The following is a 25,469-nucleotide window of genomic DNA, read 5'->3' as shown; positions in this document are numbered from 1 at the left end:
ATGAGGTCTAGCGTCAGGACTCATGAGCGTTGACACTCCTGACGCGACCTTCGTCCGCCACACTCCCACCGGCCTGGTGCTCGCCCTGGCCTCCGCCCTGTCGTTCGGCACCTCGGGCACGATGGCGCGCGGCCTCATGGACGCCGGCTGGTCGCCGGGCGCCGCCTTCGCGGTGCGCGTCAGCCTCGCCGCGCTCGTGCTCGCGATCCCCGGCCTGCTGGCGATCCGCGGCCACTACCGCCTGCTGCTCACGCATGCACGCACGATCGTGCTCTACGGCCTGTCCGCCGTGGTGTGCGCGCAGCTGCTCTACTTCATGGCCGTCCAGCGGCTGGACGTCGGTATCGCCCTGCTCATCGAGTACACGGCACCGGTCGCGGTGGTCCTGTGGATGTGGCTCGCGCACGGCCAGCGGCCGGGCCGGTTCACCTTCGTCGGCGCGGCGGTGGCCGCCGGGGGCCTCGTCCTGCTGCTCGACGTCTTCGGCGGCACGGAGCTCGATCTCGTCGGCGTCCTGCTCGCCCTCGGCGCGATGACCGGAGCCGCGGCGTACTTCGTCATGTCCGCCGACGACACGAGCGGCCTGCCGCCGCTCACGTTGGCAGCGGGCGGCCTCGTGGTCGCCTCGGTGACGTTCTGGATCGTGGCGGCCACGGGGCTGCTGCCCTTCACCGCGACCACCGAGGACGTCGCCTTCTCGACCGGTTCGGTCCCCTGGTGGGTGCCCGTGCTCGTCCTGGGCTTCGTCGCGGCCGCGATCGCCTACGGCACCGGCATCGCCGCGGCGCGCCACCTCGGCGGGCGCCTCGCGTCGTTCGTGGCGCTCACCGAGGTCGCGGCGGGCCTGGGCTTCGCCTGGCTCCTGCTCGACCAGGTGCCCGAGCCGCTGCAGCTGGTGGGTGCCCTGCTCGTGCTCGCCGGCATCGTCGTGGTGAAGCTCGGCGAGCGCGAGGTGACGTCAGTCGGCCCGGGCCAGGACCTGCTGGTCGAAGCGCTGCCGCCCGAGCATCCGGCGCACGAGCGGTGACAGCTCGGGCGTGTCGAGATCGTGGCGTCGCGCGTACAGCAGCGTGGCGATGCTGATCCCGAGCCCGGCGATGAGGCCGCTGGCCACGAGGGCCTCGCGAGCCCCGACGTGCTCGCCGATCCAGCCGATGACGGGCGCACCGAAGGGCGTGCTCCCGACGAAGACCATCAGGTAGAGCGACACCACGCGCCCTCGCATCTCGGGGATCGTCGTCAGCTGGATGACCGCGTTCGCCGTGGTGGCGGTGGTCAGCACGCTGATGCCGATGAGCGGCAGCACGGCGGCGTAGGCCCAGTACGTCGGCATCAGGCCGGACAGCACCTGCGCGACCGAGAACAGCAGGGCCGCGCCGATGATGAAGCGCAGTCGCGGCTTCGGGCGCCGGGCCGCCAGCAGCGCGCCGGCGAGCGATCCGATCGCCAGGATCGACCCGAGGACGCCGAACTCGCCGGCACCCTTGCCGAAGACGTCCGTGGCCATCAGGGCGCTGGTGATCTGGAAGTTCATCCCGAACGCGCCGAGGAAGAACACCGTCACGAAGAGCAGCATCAGGTCAGGACGCGACGCCACGTACCGAGCGCCGTCGAGGACCGATCGCTTGCCGGGGGCGGAGATCGGCGCGGGGGCCAGCGCGGAGCGATCCATCAGCAGCAGCGCGCCGACGACGAACCAGAAGCTGATCGCGTTGAGCACGATGACCCAGCCGGTGGCGACGACGCCGGACCCGAGGGCGGCGATCAGCAGGCCGGCCAGCCCCGGCCCGATGAGGCGCCCGGAGTTGAACGAGGCGGAGTTGAGCGCGACGGCGTTCGTGAGCCGGTCGGCGTCGACCATCTCGCTGACGAACGACTGGCGCGCCGGCGCCTCGAAGGCCTTGCCGATGCCGAGCACGAACGTCAGCACGTAGACGTGCCACGGCTCGACGTGGCCGAGGATCGCGAACATGCCGAGGAAGCCGGCCGGCACCGACATCGCGACCTGCATCCACAGCAGCAGGGAGCGCTTCGGCACGCGGTCGGCCACCGCGCCGGCGATCGGCGAGAACAGCAGCGTGGGCAGGAGGTAGAGCGCGACGGTGGCGCCGAGCGCGGCGCCACTGCCGGTGAGCTCGAGCACGAGCCAGGCCAGGGCGGTCTGCTGGAGCCACGTGCCGATGTTGGAGACGATCGAGCCGGCGAAGTAGATCCGGTAGTTGCGGATCGAGAGGCTGCGGAAGGTGGGGCTCACGCGTCGTCCTCCGCGAGCCTGACCAACAGGTCGGTGGCATCCCGGAGACGTGCGCGTTCGTCGGTGGACAGCGTGGCGAGTCGGCGGTCGAGCCACAGGTCGCGGCGCTGCCGCTCCTCGGCCAGGACCTTCTCGCCGAGGTCGGACATCGAGATCAGGACCTGGCGGCCGTCGTCGGGATGGGGATTCTTGATGACGTAGGAGTCCTCGAGCAGGCACTTGAGCGTCCGGGCGACCGACGGCTGGGAGACGCGCTCGCGCGCGGCGATCTGGCTGGGCGTCGCGGATCCGAGGACGCGCACGGAGCCCAGCACGGAGAGCTGGGTGGCGGTCAGGTCGGACTGGCGCTCCTGGCGCAGACGTCGGTTGAGTCGGGCCACCGCCTGCGCGAGACGCTGGGATTCGGTGGGCATGTCCTTAGCATAGTTCATTAACCATGCTAATCAAAGAGACGGGGCTCACCCTCGGGCACGACGGAGGGGCCCACCGAGACGGCGGGCCCCTCCGACCAGGCTCAGCGGATGGCGATCTTGAGTGACTTCGTCGACGACGTGATCACCCGGTTGCCCGAGTAGCGCACCGTGTATGTGCGCTTGCCCTTCTTCTGCTTCGCGATCTTGATCGTGGCCTTGCCGTTCCTGACGTTCACGGTCTTGATCCGCTTGCCCTTGGCGTAGATCGACGCCTTGCCGTGGATCCGCGACGTGGCCACACCCGGCGCCTTGATCGCGATCGTCACCGTCGCCTTGGCCTTGCCCGCCTTGGCCTTCACCGCGAACCTGCTGCGCGACTTAACCGTGACGTAGGGGGTCCACAGGACCGGCGCCTCGGTGCCGACACGGTTCGGCCGCACGAGGACGCGCAGTGACGCACCGATGTGTGCCGTCGTCGGCCGGAAGGTCCGGCTCGTCGCTCCGGGGATCCAGTACTCGCCGCTGTACCACTCGTACTCCGCCGACGTCGCGGCCGGAACGTAGGTGCCCGGGTCCACCGTGAGCACCTGGCCGGGCTCGACCGTGCCGGTGATCCTCGGACCCCTCACCACGCGGAGCTTCTCGGCGAGCCGGAGGGTGACGTCCTTCCCGACGACCGACCCCGAGCGGACGTCGATGTCTCCGCCGTCCGCCAGCGTGAACGCACCGTGGGTGGTGCCGTCCCAATAGACGGTCTGCACGTCACGCGCGGCGCCCCACTCGCATCCGCCCGGCACGTCCGGGGGCAGCTCGTCCTCCTCGAGGCACTGCCCCTGGGCGAACTCCAACCGGATCGCGTCGTAGTGGTGCGGCACCGCGATGGTGTACGTCCCGTCGGGCCGGATCTGCAGGTCGGGCCGCTCGGCGTAGGAGGTGGTGATGCCGCCGATCTTGCTCCAGTGACCGTCCGTCCCTCCCCATGACTGGATGTAGAGCCGCTTGGGGCCCACGGAGGAGAGGTCGAAGCCCTCGGTGGTGATCGTCCCGGAGATCGTGGGATTGTCCTGCAGGACGAGGTTGACGCCGGTCAGCCGGGCACCCTTCGACACGCTCAGGGTCCTGCTGGGTGTCGCACTCGCCACGCTCCCGACTTCGGCGCGGACCTGGTACGAGCCAGCGGCGGGTGCGGACACGGTGTAGGAGCCGCCCACCGCGACGTACGTGCCGTCGGCCCACGTCCAGCGACCGTCGGACTCGCGGCGGTACAGCGAGACCAGCGCCTTCTTCCCGCCGGGAATCGGGTTCGCGGCGGTCACGGTTCCGGAGATCGCTCCCGCGGCGGACGGAGCCGCGGTGGCGGTGCCCGCCGGGGCGAGGAGCAGGCTCGCCACCAGGGCGAGGACCGCAACGAGTGCGGCTCGAGTCATGTTCTTCATGGTGCTGTCCTTCTCGCGGTCAGCGGATCTTGATCTTGATCGACTTCGCCACCGGCGTGATCGACTCGTTGCCGGACCAGCGGACCGTGTAGGTGCGCTTGCCCTTCTTCTGCTTGGCGATCTTGATGGTCGCCTTGCCGCGGCGCATGGTGATCGTCTTGATCCGCTTGCCCTTGGCGTAGATCGACACCTTCCCGTAGACCCGGACGGCACTCATCTCGGGCGCGGCGACCCGCACCGTGACGGTTGCCGTGCGCTTGCCCGCCTTGGCCTTCAACCCCATCCTGGCCGGGCTCTTGACCCGCAGGTACGACGACTTGTGGGTGGGGCCCTCGTAGCCCGCACGCACCGGCCGGGCGAGCACGACGACCGAGCCACCGAGCAGGTCGGGGGTCACCTTCAGCGTTCGGCCCGTTCCCAGGTACTTGTCGTACTCGCCGTAGTAGACGGCGGAGCCGGAGTACCACTCGTAGACCACGGACGTCGCCGCGGGCGAGTACCGGCCGGGCTGAGCCGTGAGGACCTTGCCCACGGCTCGCGTGCCGGTGATCGTGGGCTTCGTGGCGACGCTGAACTTCTGGGCCAACGTCAGGGCGGTGTTCCCGAGTGCGAAGGGACCGGCCGCGCTGAGGTCCAGCGCCCTCGCCTGCTCGAACGTGGGCGCGCCTTCCGCCGTGTCGTTCCAGAAGGTCGTCAGGACGTCCGGCGCCGTGCCGAACGTGCACTCCGCGTCCGGCTCGTCAGGACAGCCCTGCTGGAAGAAGCGGATGCGGACCAGGTCGTAGGGACGGGGCACCGAGAGGGTGTAGGAGCCATCGGCACGGACGACGGCACTCGCCGCGTCCTCCTGCGCGGTGGTCGCGGCCACCATGAGGGGCATCTCGGGGTCGAGTCCGCCCACGGTGAAGCCCTGGGGCGCCACCGACCCCGTGACGGTGCGGTTCGGCTGCAGCACGAGGTTGACCCCCGTCCGCTTCGCGCCCTTCGTGATCGAGACGGTCCGGAAGTCGGAACTGCTCGACCCCTCGATCTGGGCTCGCACCCGATAGGTGCCCGTCGACTTGACGCTGAACGAGTAGCTGCGACCCACCGTGACGGTCGCGCCTCCCTGGAACGACTCCCACTCACCCGAGGCGAGCCGACGATGCGCCTCCACGAACGCCTGGGACCCGGCCGGCAGGGCCGGCGAGGCCGTCACGGTGCCGGAGATCGTCCCCACGGGGGCCGCCGCAGTCGCGTGGACGCTCGACGACGGCGCGGCTCCTGCCGGCGCGATCAGCAGGCTCGCGGTCAGCGCCAGCAGCGCGATGACGACGCGTCGGACCATCGTGTTCATCGGTTCCCCCCGAAATTCAGCAACATGTACCGGTTAGCGAACCATACGTCACACCGGAGGCGTTCGGGAACGACGAAGGGGCCCACCGCGCGGTGGACCCCTTCGATCGGTTACTTCGTCAGCTCACGCCTTGGTGAGGGCGTTGCGCATGTCGCGGTACAGGTGGCTGATGACGTCGAGCGGGATGCCCTTGGGGCACGCCGCGGCGCACTCGCCGATGTTGGTGCAGCCGCCGAAGCCCTCGTAGTCCATCTGCTCGACCATGCCCAGCACGCGCGAGTCACGCTCGGGCTGACCCTGCGGGAGCAGGCCCAGGTGCGTGATCTTCGCGGCCGTGAACAGCATCGCGGAGCCGTTGGGGCACGCGGCGACGCAGGCGCCGCAGCCGATGCACGTGGCCGCCTCGAACGCGTGGTCGGCGTCCTCCTTCGGCACGGCCAGGTTGTTGGCCTCGGGCGCCGAGCCGGTGGGCGCGGTGATGTAGCCGCCGGCCTGGATGATGCGGTCGAACGAGCCACGGTCGACGACGAGGTCCTTGACGACCGGGAAGGCCCCGGCGCGCCACGGCTCGATGTCGATGACGTCGCCGTCGTGGAACGTGCGCATGTGCAGCTGGCACGTGGTGGTGACCTCGGGGCCGTGCGGGATGCCGTTGATCACGACCCCGCACGTGCCGCAGATGCCCTCGCGACAGTCGGAGTCGAACGCCACCGGCTCCTCGCCCTCGAGCGTGAGCTGCTCGTTGAGGACGTCGAGCATCTCGAGGAACGACATGTGCTCGCTGACGTCCTCGAGGCCGTAGGTGACCATCTGGCCCTTGGAGTCGGCGTTCTTCTGACGCCAGATCCGAACGGTGATCTTCACTTGTAGCTCCTGGCCTTCATCTCGACGTACTCGTACTCCAGCGGCTCCTTGTGCAGGATGGGCTGGTTGTCGGCGAACTCCCACGCGGCGACGTAAGCGAACTCGTCGTCGTGGCGCAGGGCCTCGCCGTCCTCGGTCTGGCTCTCGCCGCGGAAGTGGCCGCCACAGGACTCGCGACGGTTCAGCGCATCGATGCACATGAGCTCACCGAGCTCGAAGAAGTCGCCCACGCGGTTGGCCCGCTCGAGCGTCTGGTTGAGCTCCTCGGCCTCGCCGGTGACCTTGACGTTGCTCCAGAAGTCGGCCTTGAGGTCGCGGATCATCTGGATGGCCTTGATCAGGCCCTCCTCGGTGCGCTCCATGCCGCAGTAGTCCCACATGATCTGGCCGAGCTCCTTGTGGAAGGAGTCGACCGTGCGCGTGCCGTTGATCGAGAGCAGCTTCTGCACCCGCTCCTCGACGGCCTGCTGGGCCTCGACGACCCGCGGGTGGTCCTCGGGGACCTTCTCGTACGGGGCGTGCGACAGGTAGTTCGCCAGCGTGTACGGCAGCACGAAGTAGCCGTCGGCCAGACCCTGCATCAGCGCCGAGGCACCGAGGCGGTTGGCGCCGTGGTCGGAGAAGTTCGCCTCACCGGCGACGAACAGACCGGTCAGGTTGCTCTGCAGGTCGTAGTCGACCCACAGTCCGCCCATCGTGTAGTGCACGGCCGGGTAGATGCGCATCGGCTGCGTGTACGGGTCCTCGCCGGTGATCCGGGCGTACATGTCGAAGAGGTTGCCGTACTTGGCCTCGACGGCCGGGCGCCCGAGGCGCTCGATGGCCTCGGCGAAGTCGAGGTAGACGCCGAGTCCGCCCGGGCCGACGCCCTTGCCCGCGTCGCACTGGTACTTGGCCGCGCGCGAGGCGATGTCGCGCGGGACCAGGTTGCCGAACGCCGGGTAGATGCGCTCCAGGTAGTAGTCGCGCTCGTCCTCGGGGATGTCCGAGGCCAGGCGGTCGTCGCCGGCCTTCTTCGGCACCCAGATGCGACCGTCGTTGCGCAGCGACTCGCTCATCAGCGTGAGCTTGCTCTGGTAGTCGCCCGAGACGGGGATGCAGGTCGGGTGGATCTGCGTGTAGCAGGGGTTCGCGAAGTAGGCGCCCTTGCGGTGCGCTCGCCACGTGGCCGTGACGTTGCTGCCCATGGCGTTCGTCGACAGGAAGAAGACGTTGCCGTAGCCGCCGGTCGCGAGGACGACCGCGTCGGCGAGGTGGGTCTCGATGGCGCCGGTGACCATGTCGCGCACGATGATGCCGCGCGCGCGCTCGGTGCCGTCGGCGTCGGGCACCATGATCAGCTCGAGCATCTCGTGGCGGGTGTTCATCTCCACCGTGCCGAGGCCGATCTGGCGCTCGAGGGCCTGGTAGGCACCGATCAGCAGCTGCTGGCCGGTCTGGCCGCGGGCGTAGAACGTGCGCGAGACCTGGACGCCGCCGAAGGAGCGGTTGTCCAGCAGGCCGCCGTACTCACGGGCGAACGGGACACCCTGCGCGACGCACTGGTCGATGATGTTCACCGAGACCTGCGCGAGGCGGTAGACGTTCGACTCGCGGGCGCGGAAGTCGCCGCCCTTGACCGTGTCGTAGAAGAGGCGGTAGATCGAGTCGCCGTCGTTGCGGTAGTTCTTCGCCGCGTTGATGCCGCCCTGGGCGGCGATCGAGTGGGCGCGGCGCGGGCTGTCCTGGTAGCAGAACGCCTTGACGTGGTAGCCGGCCTCGCCGAGCGTGGCCGCGGCGGAGGCGCCGGCCAGGCCGGTGCCCACCATGATCACGCTGAGCTTGCGGCGGTTGGCCGGGTTGACCAGGTTCATGTGCGCCCGGTGCTCGTCCCAGCGCTTCTCGATGGGGCCCGCCGGCGCGGCGGTGTCGCGGATCTCGTCGCCGACGACGTGAAAGTCCAAAGCCATGTTCATGTCTCTCTCAGTCGACGATCCCGAGCAGGATCGCCCAGGGCGGAATCAGGAAGCCGATGGTGATGATGCCCGCGACGATCCACGACAGCGGGGTCAGGCGCGAGCCCACCCGGGTGCCGCTGTGGTTGGCGCCGAGCGTGGTGAGGGCGCTCCAGACGCCGTGCCACAGGTGCAGGCCCACCGCGAGCAGGGCGATCGTGTAGGACAGGACGACCCACCAGATCTCGAAGCCGTTGACGACCCGCTCGTAGGGGCTGTCGCTCGCGCCGCCGGGGTGGATCTGGTTCCCGGTCAGGTGGAGCAGGTGGTAGATCACGAACAGCAGGATCACGACGCCGCCCCAGCGCAGCGTGAAGGAGGCGTAGGAGCGCTGGATGCCGCGCGAGCCGCGGGGCGAGTGGTAGCGCTTGCCGCCGACGAACCCGGCCGCCTTGCGGTTGCGGCGCCACAGCGTCACGGCCGCGTACGCGTGCCCGACGATCGACGCCAGCAGGACGACACGGATGATCCACAGCAGTCCGCCGAACGGCAGGTACGGCTGGAACAGCGTGCGCAGGTGGTGCGAGTAGTCGTCGAACGCCTCCTGGCCCGCGAAGACCTTGAGGTTGCCGTACATGTGCAGGAGCAGGTAGCCGACCATGATCAGGCCGGTCACCGCCATCAGGAACTTCAGCGCCACCGTTGACCGCTGAGCGGGCAGGCGCGTCATCTGGGAAGTGGCCACGGCCACAGGTTAGGCGCGTTCCTCGATTCACGCTAAGTCGAAGTAAGCCCGTCTTTCATAGACAACGGCTATGCTTGCCCCGTGCAATTGCGCCACCTCGCCTACTTCGTCACCGTCGCGGACGAGCGCAGCTTCACCCGCGCGGCCGACATCCTCGGCGTCTCGCAGCCCACCCTGTCCAAGCAGATCCGGGCGCTGGAGAACTCGTTGGGCACGCGTCTGCTCGACCGCGACCGCGCGGGCATCGAGCTGACGAGCGCCGGCGAGGCCCTCCTCCCCCATGCCCGGCGCATCCTCATCGAGGTCGACAACGCCACCCGGTCGGTGCACGAGGTCGCCTCGCTGCGACGCGGCCGGGTGCGGATGGGCGCCACGCCGTCGATGGTCGAGGGACTGCTCGCTCCCGTGCTCGGCCGGTTCCGCGCCGAGTACCCGGAGATCGATCTGGAGGTGCACGAGGCCGGCTCGCGCGACCTCACCGCGGAGCTGTCGGCCGGGCGCATCGACCTGGCCCTGCTTATCGTGCCGCTCGCCTCGCAGATCCCCGACCTGGAGACCTCGATCGTCTACACCGAGCGGCTCGTGCTGGCGAGCCCCGCCGACACGGACATGCCCGAGACGATGGACGTCGCCGACCTCGCCGGGCTGCCGCTGGTGATGTTCCGCGAGGGATACGACCTACGCGACGTCACGCTCGGCGCGTGCGCGCGGGCCGGCTTCGAGCCGCGGCTGTCGGTGGAGGGCGGTGAGATGGGCTCGGTGCTGCGGTTCGTGGAGTCCGGGCTCGGCCACGCCGTCGTGCCCGACATCGTCATGGGCACCCGCACCGGCCTGCGTCGCACCCAGCTGGAGAACCCACCGCTGGCGCGCAGCATCGCCGTGGCGCACCGGCCGCTCGACACCCTCCCCCTCGCGGCCCGCGCGTTTCGCGCCGTCCTGGTGGAGGCGCTGGAGGGCTGACTCAGCCCAGCCTCGTCAGCCCAGCGGGAAGGTCGAGGTGGGCAGCCAGCCCTGCTCGGGATCGTCGACGTACAGGTGGATCGCGTCGACCTCGAAGCTGCAGCGGAAGTCGATCAGGTCGTTCAGGGCCGCGTCGAGCGCCTCGTCGGGCACGTTGTGCGCGATCGTCACGTGCGGGTGGAACGGGAACTCGGGGTCGGGCGCGCCGATGGCCTTGCGCACGCCTTCGGCGAGGGTCTCGATCTGGGCGATGCCCTCGCTCACCGCGACGAACACGACGGGCGAGATCGGGCGGAACGTGCCGGTGCCGAGCAGACTCACCCGGAAGGAGCTGAAGACCTCGGTCAGCTCGCGCAGGTCCTCGGTGAGCGATGCGATCCCGTCGTCGTCCACCTCCAGCGGCGGAGCCAGGGTGATGTGGCTGGGGATTCGGTCGGCCATCTCGTCGCCGAAGGACCGCCGCTTGTCGCGCAGGTCCTCGCCGTACGGCTCGGGGATGGCGATCGAGACGCCGACGGTGATCGTCACGGGCGGCCGCCCAGCGGCTTGGCGAAGCCGGAGCGCTCGTAGACCAGGTCGAGGGTGGGCGCGGCCACCTCGCGGGCGCGGGCCGCACCCGCGGCCAGGATGCGGTCGAGCTCGCCGCGGTCGTCGAGCAGCTCGCGCGTGCGAGCCCCGAACGTGCCCACGAGCTCGCCGACGATCTCGGCCAGGTCGACCTTGAGATGTCCGTACTGCTTCCCCTCGTAGGCCTTGACGAGGTCGTCGATCGTGCGGCCGGTGAGCACCGAGTAGATCGTGAGCAGGTTCGAGACGCCGGGCTTGGCCTGCACGTCGAAGCGGATCTCGGTCTCGGAGTCGGTCACCGCGGACTTGATCTTCTTGGCGGCCTGCTTGGGGGTGTCGGTGAGGTCGATGACGCCCGTGTGCACGGGGTTCGACCCGCTCATCTTGTTCGTCGGCTCCTGCAGGTCGTAGATCTTCGCTGTCTCCTTGACGATGTACGCCTCGGGGACGGTGAAGGTCTCGCCGAACCGGTGGTTGAACCGCTGGGCGAGGTTGCGGGTGAGCTCGACGTGCTGGCGCTGGTCCTCGCCCACCGGGACCTTGTCGGCCTGGTAGACGAGGATGTCGGCGGCCATGAGGATCGGGTAGGTGAACAGGCCCACGCTGGCGAACTCGGTGCCGGCCTTGGCGCTCTTGTCCTTGAACTGGGTCATCCGGCTGGCCTCGCCGAAGCCCGTGACGCCGTTCAGGATCCAGGCCAGCTGGGCGTGCTCGGGCACGTGGCTCTGCACGAACAGGGCGCTGCGCTCGGGGTCGACGCCGGCGGCGAGCATCTGCGCCGCGGCCACGTAGGTGCGCTCCGCGAGCTGCGCGGGGTCGTAGTCCACCGTGATCGCGTGCATGTCCGGGATGAAGTAGAACGCCTCGAAGTCGTCCTGGAGCGCTACCCAGTTCATGAACGCGCCGATGTAGTTGCCGAGGTGGTACGAATCGGCCGTCGGCTGGGCGCCGGACAACGCACGAGGGAGGCGTGACATGGGGTCGATTCTGCCAGTCGTCCGATGAGTAGGGTGAACGGCGTGGATGACGTGCGCCGTTGGCGGGTTCCCGGACGGGTGAACCTCATCGGTGAGCACCTGGACCACAACGGCGGGTCCGCGCTGCCCATCGCGATCGACCGCTCCCTGCTGCTCAAGGCCCGCCGCCGCGACGACGGCGCCGTCAACCTGTGGAGCCGCGGCGAGCGCGCCTCGTTCGGCCTCGACGTGTCGCCCGGCGACGTCTCGGGCTGGGCCGCCTATCCCGCCGGCGTCGTGTGGGCGCTGCGGTCGGCCGGGGTTCCGGTCACCGGCGCCGACCTCGTGCTCGAGTCCACCCTGCCCGTCGGTGCGGGTCTGTCCTCGTCGGCGGCGCTGACCTGCGGTGTGGCCCTCGCGCTCGACGACCTCGCCGGGGCCGGCCACTCCCGCCAGGAGTTGGCAGTGATCGCGCAGCGCGCGGAGAACGACTTCGTCGGGGTCCCCACCGGGCTGATGGACCAGTACGCGGTGCTGTTCGCCGAGGCCGGACAGGCGGTGCACCTCGACTTCGGCGCCGACCCGCCCACCACCGAGCCCGTGCCGGCCGACTGGGTCGATGCCGGGCTGGTCCTCGCCGTGATCGACACGGGCGTCCACCACGAGCTCGCCGCCGGCGAGTACGCGGAGCGCCGGCGCGAGTGCGCCGAGGCGGCGGCCTCGGCCGGCCTCGAGTCGCTGGCCGCGATCGGCCTCGACGGGCTGCTGTCGCTCACCGACGACACGCTGAAGGCGCGCGCCCGCCACGTGCTCACCGAGACCACCCGCGTCCGCGGCGCCGTCACCGCGCTGCGCCGCCGCGACTGGGCGCAGTTCGGCGCGATGCTGACCTCGTCGCACGAGTCGTTGCGCGACGACTTCGCCGTCTCGTGCGAGGAGCTCGACGTGGCGGTCGACGCCGCCCTCGCCTCCGGCGCGCTGGGCGCCCGGATGACCGGCGGCGGCTTCGGCGGCAGCGCCATCGCGCTCCTCCCCCCGGAGAACGTCGACCCCCTCCGCGCCCGCGTCGAGGCCGCCTTCGCCGCCCGCTCCTGGGCCGCCCCTCACGTCTTCGTCGTCCAGCCCGCCCCCGCGGCCGCCCGGGAGGACGAAGGATGATGCATTCCGCCCGCTGACGGGACGAAGGATGATGCATTGAGGTACCGGAGCGGGGCGATAAGCATCATCGTTCGTCCTCCACAGGCGGTCCGGGTCCGAGTGGCCGTCCACAGCCCTCCGGAAGGTGCTGGCCGTGGGTGAGACGCGAGCGGCAGCCTCGGCGCATGCTCGACGTCCTCACCACCGCCCGCGCCGTCGCTCTCCACGGCAGGTCAGTCGTGCGGCAGCGGATCCGGTCGGGCGCGTGGCAGCAACCGATGCGTGGGGTGGTCGTCACCCACAACGGGCCTCTCACGTCCGACCAGCTCGAGCGCGCCTGGCTGGCCGCCAGCCCGAGCCGGAGCGCCCTGGCTGGGCTCACGGCAGCGCGCCGCTGGGGGCTGAAGGGGTTCGACGCGGAGCGCATTTCGATCGTCCTGCCCGAGGGAGGACGGCGACCGCACGGAGATATCGAACTGCACTGGAGCACCCAGTTGGACGGGGTCGACGTTCCCCCGAACGAGCCGCGGCGCACGACGCTCGAGCGCAGCATCGTCGACGCGGCCAGCTGGGCGGCCACGCCACGGCGCGCCCGCGCTCTCGTGATCGCGGCATTCCAGCAACGGCTCACGAGTGTCGTGCGGATGCGCCGGGTCCTCGAGCGCCGCGGCAACTGCCGCCACAAGTCATTGATCATCCAGTCGGTCCTCGACGCACGCGGCGGGATCCAGTCATTGCCCGAAAGGGACTTCGACGCGCTGCGCCTTGCCGCACGACTGCCCCGGCCCACCCGCCAAGCTCGGGCGAAGGGCCGTGACGGCCGGTACTACCTCGATGCCTGGTGGGAGCGGTTCAACCTCGCCGTCGAGATCCACGGCATCCCACATCTCGCTATCGACCAGTGGAGCGATGACCTGCACCGGTCCAACGAGCTGGTGATCGATGGCCGGCGCGTGCTCGCGTTCTCCTCGTTCTCCATCCGACACGAGCCCGACCGGGTGATCGACCAACTCCTGCGGGCCACGGCGCGTCCGGCAGCATGAGCACGAACGATGATGCATCTCGCCCCGCTGCGGTACCCCAATGCATCATCGTTCGTCCCCGGAGCGTCCCCACGGCGTCGGGCCCGACGCAGGGCGGGCATACGCTGGCCCCGTGACGCGCATTGCCTACCAGGGGGAGCCCGGCTCGAACTCCCACCTGGTCATCGACCTGCACCACCCCGACGCGGAGGCGGTGCCGTGCGCCTCCTTCGAGGACGCCTTCGCGGCCGTCAGCTCGGGGCACTGCGACCTCGCGATGATCCCGATCGACAACTCGCTGGCCGGTCGCGTCGCGGACATCCACCACTTCCTGCCCACGAGTGGGCTGCACATCGTCGGCGAGCACTTCCTGCCGATCAAGTTCGCCCTCATGGGCACGCCGGGCACGACGCTGGAGTCCATCAAGACCGTGCACAGCCACGTGCACGCGCTGGGGCAGTGCCGCCGGATCATCCGCGAGCACGGCTGGACCCCGCTGATCTCGGGCGACACCGCCGGCGCCGCGCGCGAGATCGCGGAGGCGAACGACGTGACCGCCGCGGCCATCGCGCCTCCCCTGGCCGCCGGGATCTACGGGCTCGACCTGCTCGCCGCCGACATCGAGGACGAGGAGCACAACACCACGCGCTTCGTCCTGCTGTCGCGCGAGGACCAGCGCGCGCCCGCGGGCAACGGCCCGGTCGTCACGAGCTTCATCTTCAACGTGCGCAACCTGCCCGCAGCGCTCTACAAGGCGCTCGGCGGCTTCGCGACCAACGGCATCAACATGACCAAGCTCGAGAGCTACATGGTCGATGGTGAGTTCACCGCCACGATGTTTCTCGCGGAGGTCGACGGTCACCCCGAGGAGATGGGCCTCGCTCGCGCCCTGGAGGAGCTGCGCTTCTTCACCACCGAGATCAAGATCCTCGGCGTCTACCCGGCCAGCCCGTTCCGCGACGCGCACCGGTGAGCGGACCCCTCTGGCCCCTGAACGTCCCCGTCCTCACCGACGGGCTCGTCACGCTGCGCGCCCACACCCCGTCAGACATCGACCGTGCCCTGCAGATGGCCCAGGATCACGGCATGGTGCGCTGGACCGCGGTCCCCACGCCGCACTCGCGCGCCATGAGCGAGCAGTTCGCGCTGCAGATCGTCCCGAAGAACTGGAACGAGGGCACCGCGATGTGCTGGGCCATCGAGTTCGAGGGCCGCTACGCCGGCAACGTGGACATCCGCGGCAAGGAGGCGCTCGCCGACGTCGGCTTCGCGCTGCACCCCGACTGCCGCGGGCAGGGCGTCATGACCGCCGCGGTCCGCCTGGCGGTGGACCACGCGTTCGTCGAGGCGGGCAAGGAGGCCATCCAGTGGACGGCCCACGTCGGCAACGTCGGCAGCCTCCGCGTCGCCCACTCCGTCGGCTTCCGTCTCCACGGGACCGAGCCCGACCGCCTGTTCGAGCGCGGGCGGATCCTCGACGCCTGGACCGGGTCGATCCGCTTCGGCGACGCACCCGCTGCCCGCACGGCGTGGCTCGAGTCGACGCTCGCCACCGAGCGGCTGCGCCTGCGGCCGCTGGTGGAGTCCGACGTCCCCCGCATCATCGAGGCGTGCGGCGACCCCAGCACGCGCCTGTACCTCTCGCACATGCCCGAGCCCTACACGGTCGACGACGCCCGCCGGTTCCTGTACGCGGCGTGGTGGAACGCCGCGATCGACAAGCGCCAGACGTGGGCGATCACCGAGCCCGGGGTCGACCGGCTGCTCGGCACCATCTCGGTGATGGACCTCGACGGCCCGGCCGAGCGCAACGGCGAGCTCGGCTACTGGATGCACCCCGATGCGCGCGGACGCGGCTTCATGACCGAGGCGGCGCGAACCGTCGTGGAGCACGCGTTCGACCCCGAGGAGCTCGACCTCGAGCGGCTCTCGATCGTCGCCGCGGAGGGCAACACCCCCAGCCTGCGCATCGCCGAGTCGCTGGGCTTCTCGCGCTACGGCACGGAGCACCGCACGGCGCATCTCTCCGACGGCACCGTCACCGACCACCACCTGTACGAGCGGCTTCGCTGACGCAGGCGTAGATTCCCCGGGTGAGTTCCACCGCCCCCGCCCGGACCCTGCCGGAGAACCCGTGGCCCGCCCTGTGGGCCATGGTCATCGGCTTCTTCATGATCCTGGTCGACTCGACGATCGTCTCCGTGGCGACGCCGGTCATCCGCGACGACCTGCAGACGGACTACAACTCGGTCATCTGGGTCACCAGCGCCTACCTGCTGGCCTACGCGGTGCCGCTGCTGATCACCGGCCGCCTCGGCGACCGCTTCGGTCCGAAGCGGGTCTACCTCGTGGGCCTGACCGTCTTCACCCTCTCCTCGTTGTGGTGCGGCCTGACCGGCTCGGTCGAGGGACTCATCGTCGCCCGCGTGTTCCAGGGCCTCGGCGCGTCGATGATGACGCCACAGACGATGGCCGTCATCACGCGCACGTTCCCGGCGGACAGCCGCGGTCGCGCGATGGCCCTGTGGGGCGCCACCGCCGGCGTCGCGACGCTCGTCGGTCCCGTCCTCGGCGGCATCCTCGTCGACTCGGCCGGCTGGGAGTGGATCTTCTTCATCAACGTCCCGGTGGGCATCGTGGGCTTCGTGCTGGCGCTGCGCCTCGTGCCGAGCCTGGAGACCCACACGCACAGCTTCGACTGGATCGGCGTGGCGCTGAGCGCCGTCGCGATGTTCCTCATCGTGTTCGGCATCCAGGAGGGCGAGGAGTACGACTGGGGCACGATCGAGGGCTGGATCTCGGTCCCGCTGCTGATCGCGGCCGGACTGCTCGTGCTCGCGGTGTTCGTCTGGTGGCAGGCACGGAACCGGCGCGAGCCGCTCGTGCCGCTCAGCCTCTTCCGCGACCGGAACTTCTCGGTGTCCAACATGGCCATCTCCACCGTCTCCTTCTCGGTGACGGCGATGGCCTTCCCGTTCATGCTCTGGACCCAGACCGTGCTCGGCTACGACGCCACCCAGTCCGGCCTGCTCTTCGTGCCGATGGCGGTGGTCACCGCGGCCATGGCCCCGGTCGTCGGCCGGCTGAGCGACCGGCTGCCGCCGCGCCGGCTCGCCTCGGTGGGCTTCGGCACCTCGGCGCTCGCGATGCTGGGGACCGCGTGGGTCATCGCCCCCGACACTCCCCTGTGGCAGCTGCTCGTCCTCAACGCCGTGCTCGGCTTCGGCAACGCGTTCCTGTGGGCGCCGCTGGCCTCCACCGCCACGCGCAACCTGCCGATGTCGTCGGCCGGCGCCGGTTCGGGCGTCTACAACGCCACCCGCCAGGTCGGCGCGGTCCTGGGCTCGGCGGCGATCGCCGCCGCGATCACGAGCCGGCTCGCCGTGCACCTGCCCGAGGCGGGGGAGACCGCCGCCCGCGGCACGGGCGGCCAGAGCCTGCCCGAGCAGCTGGCCGGACCCTTCTCCGAGGCCATGGCCGAGTCGCTCCTGGTGCCGGCCCTGGCGTTCGCCCTCGGACTCGCCGTCGTGCAGTTCTTCGCGCCCTCGAGCCACGCGCGCACGTCGCAGCGCTGACCTCCACACGAACGACAGCGGCGGCCGGGATCACCCGGCCGCCGCTGTCGTGTGAGCAGGCTCAGAAGGAGGCGAGCGCCTCGTTGAACGTCGTGCTCGGTCGCATGATCTTCGCGGCCTTCTGCGGGTCGGGCTGGTAGTAGCCGCCGAGGTCGGCCGGCTGGCCCTGCACCGCGAGCAGCTCGTCGACGATCGTCTGCTCGTCGCCGGCCAGCTTCTGCGCCAGCGGCGCGAAGACCTCAGCGAGCTCGGTGTCCTCGGACTGCTGCGCCAGCTCCTGCGCCCAGTAGAGGGCCAGGTAGAAGTGGCTGCCGCGGTTGTCGATCGTGCCGAGCTTGCGGCCCGGCGAGCGGTCGTGCTCGAGGAAGCTGGCCGTGGCGCGGTCGAGGGCGTCGGCGAGGACCTGCGCCTTGGCGTTGCCCGTGGCGGTGGCGTACTGCTCGAGGCTGGGGACCAGCGCGAAGAACTCACCGAGCGAGTCCCAGCGCAGGTAGTTCTCCTTGACGAGCTGCTGCACGTGCTTGGGCGCCGAGCCACCGGCGCCGGTCTCGAACAGGCCGCCGCCGTTGATCAGCGGGACCACCGACAGCATCTTGGCGCTGGTGCCGAGCTCGAGGATCGGGAACAGGTCGGTGTTGTAGTCGCGCAGGACGTTGCCCGTGACGCTGATGGTGTCCTGACCCTGACGCAGGCGCTCGACCGACAGCTGCGTGGCCTCGACCGGCGACATGATCCGGATGTCGAGGCCCTCGGTGTCGTGCTCGCTGAGGTACTGCTGCACCTTGGCGATCAGCTGCGCGTCGTGGGCGCGGTCGGCGTCGAGCCAGAACACGGCCGGGTCGCCGGTGGCGCGGGCGCGGTTGACGGCCAGCTTGACCCAGTCGCGGATCGGCACGTCCTTGGTCTGGCAGGCGCGCCAGATGTCGCCCTGCGCCACCGTGTGCTCGAGGAGCACGTCGCCGGCGGAGTTCACGACGCGCACGGTGCCCGTGGCGGGGATCTCGAACGTCTTGTCGTGCGAGCCGTACTCCTCGGCCTTCTGGGCCATCAGGCCGACGTTCGGCACCGAGCCCATCGTGGACGGGTCGAACGCCCCGTTGGCCTTGCAGTCGTCGATGACGACCTGGTAGACGCCGGCGTAGGAGCTGTCGGGGATCACCGCGAGGGTGTCGGCCTCCTGGCCGTCCGGGCCCCACATGTGGCCCGAGGTGCGGATCATGGCCGGCATCGACGCGTCGACGATGACGTCGCTCGGGACGTGCAGGTTGGTGATGCCCTTGTCGGAGTCGACCATCGCCAGCGCCGGGCCGTCGGCCAGCTCGGCGTCGAACGAGGCCTTGATCTCGGCGGCGTTCGGCAGCGACTCCAGGCCGGCGAGGATGCCGCCGAGGCCGTCGTTGGGGCTCAGGCCCGCGGCGGCGAGGTCGGCGCCGTACTGGGCGAACGTCTTCGGGAAGAAGGCGCGGACCACGTGGCCGAAGATGATCGGGTCGGAGACCTTCATCATCGTGGCCTTGAGGTGCACCGAGAAGAGGACGTCGTCGGCCTTGGCCTGGGCGATCTGGGCGGTCAGGAACTCGCGCAGCGCGGCGACGTTGATGTTCGTGGCGTCGACGATCTCGCCGGCCAGGACCGGGATCGACTCGCGCAGCACGGTGGTGGAGCCGTCGTCGCCGACCAGCTCGACGCGAAGGGTGTCGTCGGCCTCGAGGGTCACGGACTTCTCGTTGGAGCGGAAGTCGTCGACGCCCATCGTGGCGACGTTCGTCTTGGAGTCGCTGCTCCAGGCGCCCATCGAGTGCGGGTGGCTCTTGGCGTAGTTCTTGACCGACGCGGGCGCGCGGCGGTCGGAGTTGCCCTCGCGCAGGACCGGGTTGACCGCGGAGCCCTTGACCTTGTCGTAGCGGGCGCGGACGTCGCGCTCCTCGTCGGTCTGCGGGTCCTCGGGGTAGTCGGGCAGGTCGTGGCCCTGCTCGCGCAGCTCGGCGATGGCCGCCTTGAGCTGCGGCACCGACGCCGAGACGTTGGGCAGCTTGATGATGTTGGCCTCGGGCCGCTTCGCGAGCTCGCCCAGCTCGGCGAGGGCGTCCGCCGCGCGCTGGTCCTCGGGGAGCAGGTCGCTGACCGCCGCGATGATGCGGCCGGCGAGCGAGATGTCCCGGGTCTCGACCTCCACACCGGCCTTCGAGGCGTACGCCTCGATGATCGGGAGGAAGGAGTAGGTCGCGAGGGCGGGAGCCTCGTCGGTGTGCGTGTAGATGATCGTCGAGTCCGTCACGCCCCCCAAACTACCGGGTCCGCCGGTCACCGCTGCGGTCGCCCGGCCTCCCCCGCCCTGTAGCGGAGCACTCATTGTCGAGTTAATCAGTCCAGAATATGAACATGGTCCACAAGCTCGTGCGACTGACCTACGTTGACTGCTCGAGCCCACCGCACGAAGCGGCGGACCAATCGAGAGGAACTCCCATGGCACATCGCTTGCGCCCCATCGCGGCCGCAGCCCTGCTGCTGACCGCTGCCACCGCCCTCACGGCCTGCGGCTCGGAGGCCGCCGAGAGCGGCGAGCAGATCTCGATCGTCGGGTTCGCCGTGCCGGAGGCCGCCAACAAGAACATCCAGAAGGAGTTCGTCAAGACCGACGCCGGCGAGGGCACCAGCTTCAAGACGTCGTACGGCGCCTCGGGCGACCAGAGCCGCGCTGTGGTCGAGGGGCTCGACGCCGACTACGTCCACCTCTCGGTGGCCACCGACGTCGACCGCCTGGTCGAGGCCGGCCTGGTCGAGGAGACCTGGGACGACGCCGACAACAAGGGCATCGTGTCGAACTCGATCGTCGTCCTGGGCGTCCGTGACGGGAACCCCAAGGACATCAAGGGCTGGGACGACCTGGTGAAGCCCGGCGTCGAGATCGTCACGGCCAACCCCGCGTCCTCGGGCGCCGCGCGCTGGAACGCCCTCGCCGCGTGGGGTCACGTCACCGAGAACGGCGGCACCGAGGCCGAGGCCACCGAGTTCGTGAACGACCTCTTCGCGAACGTCGTGTCGCTGACCAACAGCGGCCGCGACGCCACCCAGAGCTTCCTCGGCGGCGCCGGCGACGTGCTGCTCGCCTACGAGAACGAGGCGATCCTGGCCGCCCAGAACGGCAACGGCTTCGAGTTCGTCATCCCCGACACGACCCTGCTGATCGAGAACCCCGGCGCCATCCTCAAGGACTCCAGCGCCGTCTCGCAGGACTGGCTGGACTTCGTGCTCGGCACGGAAGGCCAGCGCCAGTTCGCGCTGACCGGCTTCCGTCCCCTCAACCTGGAGAACCCCGGCACGCCCGACCTGGCAGCGGTCGATCTCGAGCCCGGCGACATCAAGGGCGCTCCCGACTCCTCCGATCCCTACCCGGCCGTGAACAACCTGCTCACGCTGGAGAAGAACTTCGGCGGTCCGGGCTGGGGCGAGGTCAAGGACAAGCTGTTCGGCGACGGCAAGGACGGAAACCCCGTCGGCATCGTGACCGAGGCGATCGCGAAGTCGGGCAAGGCGGCCTCGTGACCTCTGCGGACGTCGTCACGCGCGTGGGCCGGCCGGGGAGCACCCGGCCGGCCGGCGCGCTGAACCGCGCCTCCGCCATCGGCCTGGGGGTCACCATGACGTGGTTCAGCCTCCTGGTGCTCATTCCCCTGTCGGCGGTCGTGGCCACCGCGGCCGGCGGCGGGATCGGTGCGTTCTGGGACGCGGTGACGAACGAGCAGACCGCCGACGCGATCCGGCTCACCGTCACGTCCGCCCTGCTCGTCACCGTGGTGAACGTCTTCGTGGGCACCGCCATCGCGTGGGTCCTGGTCCGCGACAGCTTTCCCGGCAAGGCCCTGCTCGAGGTCCTCATCGACATCCCGTTCGCGCTGCCAACGATCGTGGCCGGTCTCGTGCTGCTCTCGCTCTACGGCAACGACGAGAGTCCGCTGGGCATCAACGTGGCCAACACCGAGGCCTCCGTCTTCCTGGCGTTCCTGTTCGTGACCCTGCCGTTCGTCGTGCGCACGGTCCAGCCGGTGCTGGAGGAGATCGACGTGGAGATCGAGGAGGCCGCGGCCTCGCTCGGGGCCAGCCGGTTCACCACCTTCACGCGCATCATCCTGCCCACGCTGACGCCCGCGATCGCCGCCGGCGCCACCCTGTCGTTCGCCCGCGGCGTCGGCGAGTACGGCTCGCTCGTGCTGCTCTCGGGCAACCTGCCCTTCACGTCCGAGGTCGCCTCCGTGCGCATCCTGGGCGCGATCGAGAACGACAACCCGGCGGCCGCGGCGTCCATCGCCACGCTGCTGCTCATCGTGTCCCTGACCGTGATCCTGCTCCTGGACCTCCTGCAGCGGAGGGTGGCCCGCCGTGGCTGACATCCAGCGCATCCGCACGCGCAAGGGCCCGGTCACCTACGTCGTGCGCTTCGCCGTGATCGCCTACCTGTTCCTGCTGGTGGCGTGGCCCGTCTCGCTCGTCGTGACGAACACGTTCGAGAACGGCTTCGACGCCCTCCGCACGGTCTTCGCCGACGCCGACACCGTGGCCGCCCTGCGGCTCACCGCGTTCGCGGCCGTCGTCGCCACCGTGATCAACACGGTCTTCGGCGTCACGATCTCGCTGCTGTTGGTCCGCAACGAGTTCCGCGGCAAACGCCTGCTGGGCTCGTTCATCGACCTGCCGCTGGCCATCTCACCGATCGTCGTGGGTCTGTCCCTCGTGCTGGTCTACGGCGGCCGCGGCGGCTGGTTCGGTCCGGGGCTGGAGAGCGCCGGCATCCAGATCATCTATGCCACCCCGGGCATCATCATGGCCACCGCGTTCGTGGCGCTGCCCCTCGTCGTCCGCGAGGTGGTCCCGGTGCTGGAGGAGATCGGCACCGAGCAGGAGCAGGCCGCGCGCTCGCTCGGCGCGAGCAGCTGGCAGACCTTCTGGCGGGTGACCCTCCCCGGCATCAAGTGGGCCGTCATCTACGGCGTCGTGCTGACCCTGGCCCGGTCGCTCGGCGAGTTCGGCGCGGTCAAGGTCGTCTCGGGCAACATCCTCGGCGAGACCCGCACCGCCACGCTCGCCGTCGAGGAGAAGTACCTCAACTGGGAGCAGGAGTCGGCGTACGCCATCGCCTTCCTGCTGGCCAGCGTCTCCGTCCTGTGCATCATCGTCGTGTCCCTCCTGCGTTCGCGCACCGAGCGGCACTGAAGCGAAAGGCCGCCATGAGCATCGAGATCTCCCAGGTGAACAAGAACTTCGGCGACTTCGTCGCGCTGGAGGGCATCGACCTGTCCATCCCCACCGGGCAGCTGACCGCGCTCCTGGGACCCAGCGGCGGCGGCAAGTCCACGCTGCTGCGCATCATCGCCGGCCTCGAGGAGGCCGACTCCGGCCGCGTCGAGATCGAGGGCGTCGACGCCACCCGGCTGCCGGCGCAGAAGCGCAACGTCGGCTTCGTGTTCCAGCACTACGCCGCGTTCAAGCACATGACCGTGGCGAGGAACATCGCGTTCGGCCTCGAGATCCGCAAGCGACCCAAGGCCGAGATCGCGGCCAAGGTCGACGAGATGCTCGAGCTCGTGCACCTGGGCCAGTTCCGCGACCGGCTGCCCTCGCAGCTCTCGGGCGGCCAGCGCCAGCGCATGGCCCTGGCCCGCGCCCTGGCCATCGAGCCCACCGTGCTGCTGCTCGACGAGCCGTTCGGAGCCCTCGACGCGAAGGTCCGCAAGGAGCTGCGCGACTGGCTGCGCCGACTGCACGACGAGGTGCACGTGACCACGGTCTTCGTCACCCACGACCAGGAGGAGGCGCTCGAGGTCGCCGACTCGATCGTGGTCATCAACGACGGCCGCATCGAGCAGGTCGGGTCGCCCGACGAGCTCTACGACGCTCCCGCCACCGACTTCGTGCTGAGCTTCCTCGGCCCGGTCACCCGGCTCGGCGACCTGCAGATCCGTCCCCACGACATCGAGGTCTCGGTGACCCCGCGACCGGACGCCGTGCGCGGCCGCATCACGCGGTGGACGCGGATCGGCTTCGAGGTCCGTCTCGACGTCACGCCGAGCGAGGGGCAGCAGCCGCCCGTGCAGGTCACGGTGACCCGTGCCGAGGCCAGAAACCTCGGCCTCCAGCACGGCGACGAGCTGTGGCTGTCCCCCGCGGCGGGCGCCCAGGCGATCCGCGCCACGAACGATCCGCTCACGCTCTCGACGCCGGCGCAACTCGGGGTTACAGTGTGACCCACGTCTCAGTACGCTGAGCCGCGAGATCCACACGCCGTTCGCCGGGCACCGCCCTGCGACCGCACGCTCCACGGGACGGTGGAGTACGAGGGCGGCCGGGCCGGGAGGCCCGGTCGCCCTCAACGTGCGTCAGGCGTGCACGGGGGTCCGCACGGGCGCGACCCTGAGCCCCACGAGGAACGCCACGAGTCCCGCGACGGCGAGCGCGACGCCCACCAGCGCCGGAGCGGCGTAGCCGGCGCCCGCGGCGATCACGAGACCGCCGAGCCAGGCACCCAGTCCGTTCGCGATGTTGAGGCTGGCGTGGTTGAGCGCGGCGCCGAGCATCTGGGCATCGCCGGCCGCGGCCATCAGCCGGATCTGCAGGCCGATCGCGACGATGCTGCCGAGCGCCCCGACGAGGAACACGCACAGCAGGGCCGCGGGCGCGAACGAGGCCAGCTCGTAGAAGGCCAGCAGCACGACGACCGTGGCGCCCAGGCCACCGATGACCTGGCGGACGTTGTCCCAGTCGGCCAGACGCCCGGCGAGCAGGGTGCCGCCGACGGAGCCGAGACCGAAGACCAGCAGGAACACCGGGATCACCGATGACGGGAGGTCCACCACGTCCGTGACGATCGGTGCGATGTAGCTGTACATCGCGAAGACCCCGCCGAAGCCGACGACGCCGGTGGCGAAGGCGGCGATGACCGCGGGCTCGCGCAGGGCCCCGAGCTCAGCGCGGATCGTGGCCGAGGGGTCGCCCGGGAGGTGGGGCACGAAAGCCAGGACGAGGATCGCGGCGACCGCGGCGATCACCACGACCAGCGCGTAGGCGGCGCGCCACGTGAGCGCCTGCCCGAGCCACGCGCTGGCGGGGACGCCGGCGACCGTGGCCGCCGAGAGGCCCATCATCACCATGGCCACGGCGCGACCCCGGCGCCCGGCCGGGACGAGGGACGCGGCCACGAGCGACGCGACGCCGAAGTAGGCGCCGTGCGGCAGCCCGGCGACGAAGCGAGCGAGCAGGACGGGGACGTATCCGCTCGCCACGGCCGTGAGGGCGTTGCCCAGGCCCAGGCCGGCCAGCAGCCACAGCAGCAGCGTGCGCTTCGGCATCCGCGCGGCGAGCGACACGATCAGCGGCGCTCCCACGACGACGCCGAGGGCGTACGCGGAGATGATGTGACCCGTCGTGGGGATGTCGCGGTCGATGCTCTCGGCGACGTCGGGCAGCAGGCCCATCGTCACGAACTCGGTGGTGCCGATCGCGAAGCCACCGAGGGCCAGGGCCAGCAGGGCCAGGCCGACGTGGCGGGCGCGCGTCGGTTCGGTTGGTGTCGAGGTCACAGCAGGTACAAGGCCCTCATCGCCGCTTCGATTCCGTTCCGGCGGTGCGAGCCGGGTCACTGCTTGCCGCAGGCCGCTCGTTCGCGCGACGATCGGGTGTGACCCGATTCGTCTTCAACACCGCCGCCACGCTCGACGGATTCCTGGCCGACACCGACCACAGCCTCAGTTGGCTCTTCGCCGTCGAGGGCGGCACCCCCGACGCCCCCGAGCACGCCGACCCGTTCACCGCGTTCCTCGCCTCGGTCGGCGTCACCGTGCTGGGCTCCTCGACGTACGAGTGGCTGCTGCGCGAGACGGGCGCGCTGGAGAAGCCCGAGGCCTGGCCCGACGCGATGTCGGGCAAGCCGGCCTTCCTGTTCACCTCGCGCGACCTGCCGGTGCCCGCCGGCGCCGACCTGACCGTCGTCTCGGGCGACGTCCGCGACCACCTCGACGCCATCCGCTCACGCGCGGGCGACCTCGACGTCTGGCTCATGGGCGGAGGTGACCTCGTGGGCCAGTTCGACGACGCGAACGCCCTCGACGAGGTGCAGGTGAGCGTCGCGCCGGCCACCCTCGGCGCGGGCCAGCCCCTCCTCCCCCGCCGGCTCGGGCCCGACCGCCTCCGGCTCACCGACGTCGACCGCCGCGGCCAGTTCGCCCACCTGACCTACGCGGTCGCGCGGCCCACCTGATAACTGCGGCCCGCGCCCC

General features: G+C 70.3%; 23 protein-coding genes. 12 read left to right on the top strand and 11 right to left on the bottom strand.

Annotated features, from left to right (window positions below):
- Window positions 1–22: 22 nt before the first annotated feature.
- Window positions 23–1,027 carry an EamA family transporter gene (locus tag B2363_RS15470; protein WP_286931285.1) on the top strand — a complete coding sequence of 335 codons (1,005 nt, stop codon included), beginning with the start codon at window positions 23–25 and terminating at the stop codon, window positions 1,025–1,027.
- Here B2363_RS15470 and B2363_RS15465 read toward each other — a convergent pair.
- The 7 genes from B2363_RS15465 to B2363_RS15435 all read right to left on the bottom strand — a co-directional run bounded on the left by B2363_RS15465 (window position 959) and on the right by B2363_RS15435 (window position 8,982).
- The gene (locus B2363_RS15465; protein WP_286931283.1) at window positions 959–2,254 is read right to left on the bottom strand and encodes an MFS transporter; all 1,296 of its coding nucleotides are present in this window, start codon (window positions 2,252–2,254) and stop codon (window positions 959–961) included. The two genes, B2363_RS15470 and B2363_RS15465, sit on opposite strands and share 69 nt — an antisense overlap.
- Window positions 2,251–2,667: a MarR family transcriptional regulator gene (locus tag B2363_RS15460; RefSeq protein WP_181752762.1), complete on the bottom strand. Its 417-nt coding sequence runs from the start codon at window positions 2,665–2,667 to the stop codon at window positions 2,251–2,253. The genes B2363_RS15465 and B2363_RS15460 overlap by 4 nt, the downstream gene beginning before the upstream one ends.
- Before the next feature lie 101 nt (window positions 2,668–2,768).
- On the bottom strand, window positions 2,769–4,094 hold the full coding sequence (locus B2363_RS15455; protein WP_286931281.1) for a hypothetical protein: 1,326 nt from the start codon (window positions 4,092–4,094) through the stop codon (window positions 2,769–2,771).
- 28 nt (window positions 4,095–4,122) lie between these two features.
- Window positions 4,123–5,439, bottom strand: coding sequence for a hypothetical protein (locus tag B2363_RS15450; RefSeq protein ID WP_286931279.1), 1,317 nt, complete (start codon window positions 5,437–5,439; stop codon window positions 4,123–4,125).
- 123 nt (window positions 5,440–5,562) lie between these two features.
- Complete coding sequence (locus tag B2363_RS15445) at window positions 5,563–6,303, bottom strand: succinate dehydrogenase/fumarate reductase iron-sulfur subunit (RefSeq protein ID WP_181752772.1); 741 nt, start codon at window positions 6,301–6,303, stop codon at window positions 5,563–5,565.
- Entirely contained in the window at window positions 6,300–8,258 is a 1,959-nt protein-coding gene (locus tag B2363_RS15440; RefSeq protein ID WP_206679942.1) for a fumarate reductase/succinate dehydrogenase flavoprotein subunit, read from the bottom strand. Before B2363_RS15440 ends, B2363_RS15445 begins: the two co-directional genes overlap by 4 nt.
- 7 nt (window positions 8,259–8,265) lie before the next feature.
- Entirely contained in the window at window positions 8,266–8,982 is a 717-nt protein-coding gene (locus tag B2363_RS15435) for a succinate dehydrogenase cytochrome b subunit (protein ID WP_286931276.1), read from the bottom strand.
- 81 nt (window positions 8,983–9,063) lie between these two features.
- Here B2363_RS15435 and B2363_RS15430 point away from each other — a divergent pair, with 81 nt between their 5' ends.
- Entirely contained in the window at window positions 9,064–9,942 is an 879-nt protein-coding gene (locus tag B2363_RS15430) for a LysR substrate-binding domain-containing protein (protein ID WP_181752775.1), read from the top strand.
- A 15-nt stretch (window positions 9,943–9,957) separates the two neighbouring features.
- Here B2363_RS15430 and B2363_RS15425 read toward each other — a convergent pair whose 3' ends face one another.
- Together B2363_RS15425 and trpS are read right to left on the bottom strand one after the other, a co-directional pair.
- Window positions 9,958–10,470: a 2'-5' RNA ligase family protein gene (locus tag B2363_RS15425; protein WP_286931273.1), complete on the bottom strand. Its 513-nt coding sequence runs from the start codon at window positions 10,468–10,470 to the stop codon at window positions 9,958–9,960.
- Window positions 10,467–11,486 (bottom strand): tryptophan--tRNA ligase, encoded by a 1,020-nt coding sequence (trpS, locus tag B2363_RS15420; RefSeq protein ID WP_181752777.1) that lies wholly within the window; start codon window positions 11,484–11,486, stop codon window positions 10,467–10,469. The genes B2363_RS15425 and trpS overlap by 4 nt, the downstream gene beginning before the upstream one ends.
- Window positions 11,487–11,528: 42 nt before the next feature.
- Between trpS and galK the strand changes: the two genes are divergently transcribed.
- The 5 genes from galK (at window position 11,529) to B2363_RS15395 (ending at window position 17,199) form a co-directional block, all read left to right on the top strand.
- Window positions 11,529–12,623 (top strand): galactokinase, encoded by a 1,095-nt coding sequence (gene galK / locus B2363_RS15415; RefSeq protein ID WP_286931271.1) that lies wholly within the window; start codon window positions 11,529–11,531, stop codon window positions 12,621–12,623.
- A 164-nt stretch (window positions 12,624–12,787) separates the two neighbouring features.
- Complete coding sequence (locus B2363_RS15410) at window positions 12,788–13,645, top strand: hypothetical protein (protein WP_286931269.1); 858 nt, start codon at window positions 12,788–12,790, stop codon at window positions 13,643–13,645.
- A 112-nt stretch (window positions 13,646–13,757) separates the two neighbouring features.
- A complete protein-coding gene (locus B2363_RS15405) occupies window positions 13,758–14,597 on the top strand; it encodes a prephenate dehydratase (RefSeq protein ID WP_376785984.1) in 840 nt (279 codons plus the stop codon).
- A complete protein-coding gene (locus B2363_RS15400) occupies window positions 14,594–15,697 on the top strand; it encodes a GNAT family N-acetyltransferase (protein WP_286931266.1) in 1,104 nt (367 codons plus the stop codon). The genes B2363_RS15405 and B2363_RS15400 overlap by 4 nt, the downstream gene beginning before the upstream one ends.
- Before the next feature lie 80 nt (window positions 15,698–15,777).
- The gene (locus B2363_RS15395; RefSeq protein WP_286931543.1) at window positions 15,778–17,199 is read left to right on the top strand and encodes a DHA2 family efflux MFS transporter permease subunit; all 1,422 of its coding nucleotides are present in this window, start codon (window positions 15,778–15,780) and stop codon (window positions 17,197–17,199) included.
- A 61-nt stretch (window positions 17,200–17,260) separates the two neighbouring features.
- Here B2363_RS15395 and B2363_RS15390 read toward each other — a convergent pair whose 3' ends face one another.
- Complete coding sequence (locus B2363_RS15390) at window positions 17,261–19,477, bottom strand: NADP-dependent isocitrate dehydrogenase (protein ID WP_286931264.1); 2,217 nt, start codon at window positions 19,475–19,477, stop codon at window positions 17,261–17,263.
- A gap of 188 nt (window positions 19,478–19,665) precedes the next feature.
- On the opposite strand from B2363_RS15390, the gene B2363_RS15385 reads away from it, so the two are divergent.
- From B2363_RS15385 to B2363_RS15370, 4 genes are read left to right on the top strand one after another with little or no spacing between them, the layout of a single operon-like run.
- The gene (locus B2363_RS15385) at window positions 19,666–20,745 is read left to right on the top strand and encodes a sulfate ABC transporter substrate-binding protein (protein ID WP_286931262.1); all 1,080 of its coding nucleotides are present in this window, start codon (window positions 19,666–19,668) and stop codon (window positions 20,743–20,745) included.
- On the top strand, window positions 20,742–21,587 hold the full coding sequence (cysT, locus tag B2363_RS15380; protein ID WP_286931260.1) for a sulfate ABC transporter permease subunit CysT: 846 nt from the start codon (window positions 20,742–20,744) through the stop codon (window positions 21,585–21,587). The genes B2363_RS15385 and cysT overlap by 4 nt, the downstream gene beginning before the upstream one ends.
- On the top strand, window positions 21,580–22,410 hold the full coding sequence (locus B2363_RS15375; protein ID WP_286931258.1) for a sulfate ABC transporter permease: 831 nt from the start codon (window positions 21,580–21,582) through the stop codon (window positions 22,408–22,410). The genes cysT and B2363_RS15375 overlap by 8 nt, the downstream gene beginning before the upstream one ends.
- Window positions 22,411–22,424: 14 nt before the next feature.
- A complete protein-coding gene (locus B2363_RS15370; RefSeq protein ID WP_286931256.1) occupies window positions 22,425–23,441 on the top strand; it encodes a sulfate/molybdate ABC transporter ATP-binding protein in 1,017 nt (338 codons plus the stop codon).
- Between the two features lie 132 nt (window positions 23,442–23,573).
- Here B2363_RS15370 and B2363_RS15365 read toward each other — a convergent pair whose 3' ends face one another.
- Window positions 23,574–24,773: an MFS transporter gene (locus B2363_RS15365; protein ID WP_286931254.1), complete on the bottom strand. Its 1,200-nt coding sequence runs from the start codon at window positions 24,771–24,773 to the stop codon at window positions 23,574–23,576.
- Between the two features lie 98 nt (window positions 24,774–24,871).
- Between B2363_RS15365 and B2363_RS15360 the strand changes: the two genes are divergently transcribed.
- On the top strand, window positions 24,872–25,450 hold the full coding sequence (locus B2363_RS15360) for a dihydrofolate reductase family protein (RefSeq protein ID WP_286931252.1): 579 nt from the start codon (window positions 24,872–24,874) through the stop codon (window positions 25,448–25,450).
- Window positions 25,451–25,469: the final 19 nt, after the last annotated feature.

Source organism: Aeromicrobium sp. UBA7512, assembly GCF_002476985.1.
Classification (GTDB): Bacteria; Actinomycetota; Actinomycetes; order Propionibacteriales; family Nocardioidaceae; genus Aeromicrobium; species Aeromicrobium phoceense.
The sequence above is the reverse complement of the archived record's forward strand: the minus strand, read 5'-3'. Positions and strand labels throughout refer to the sequence as shown.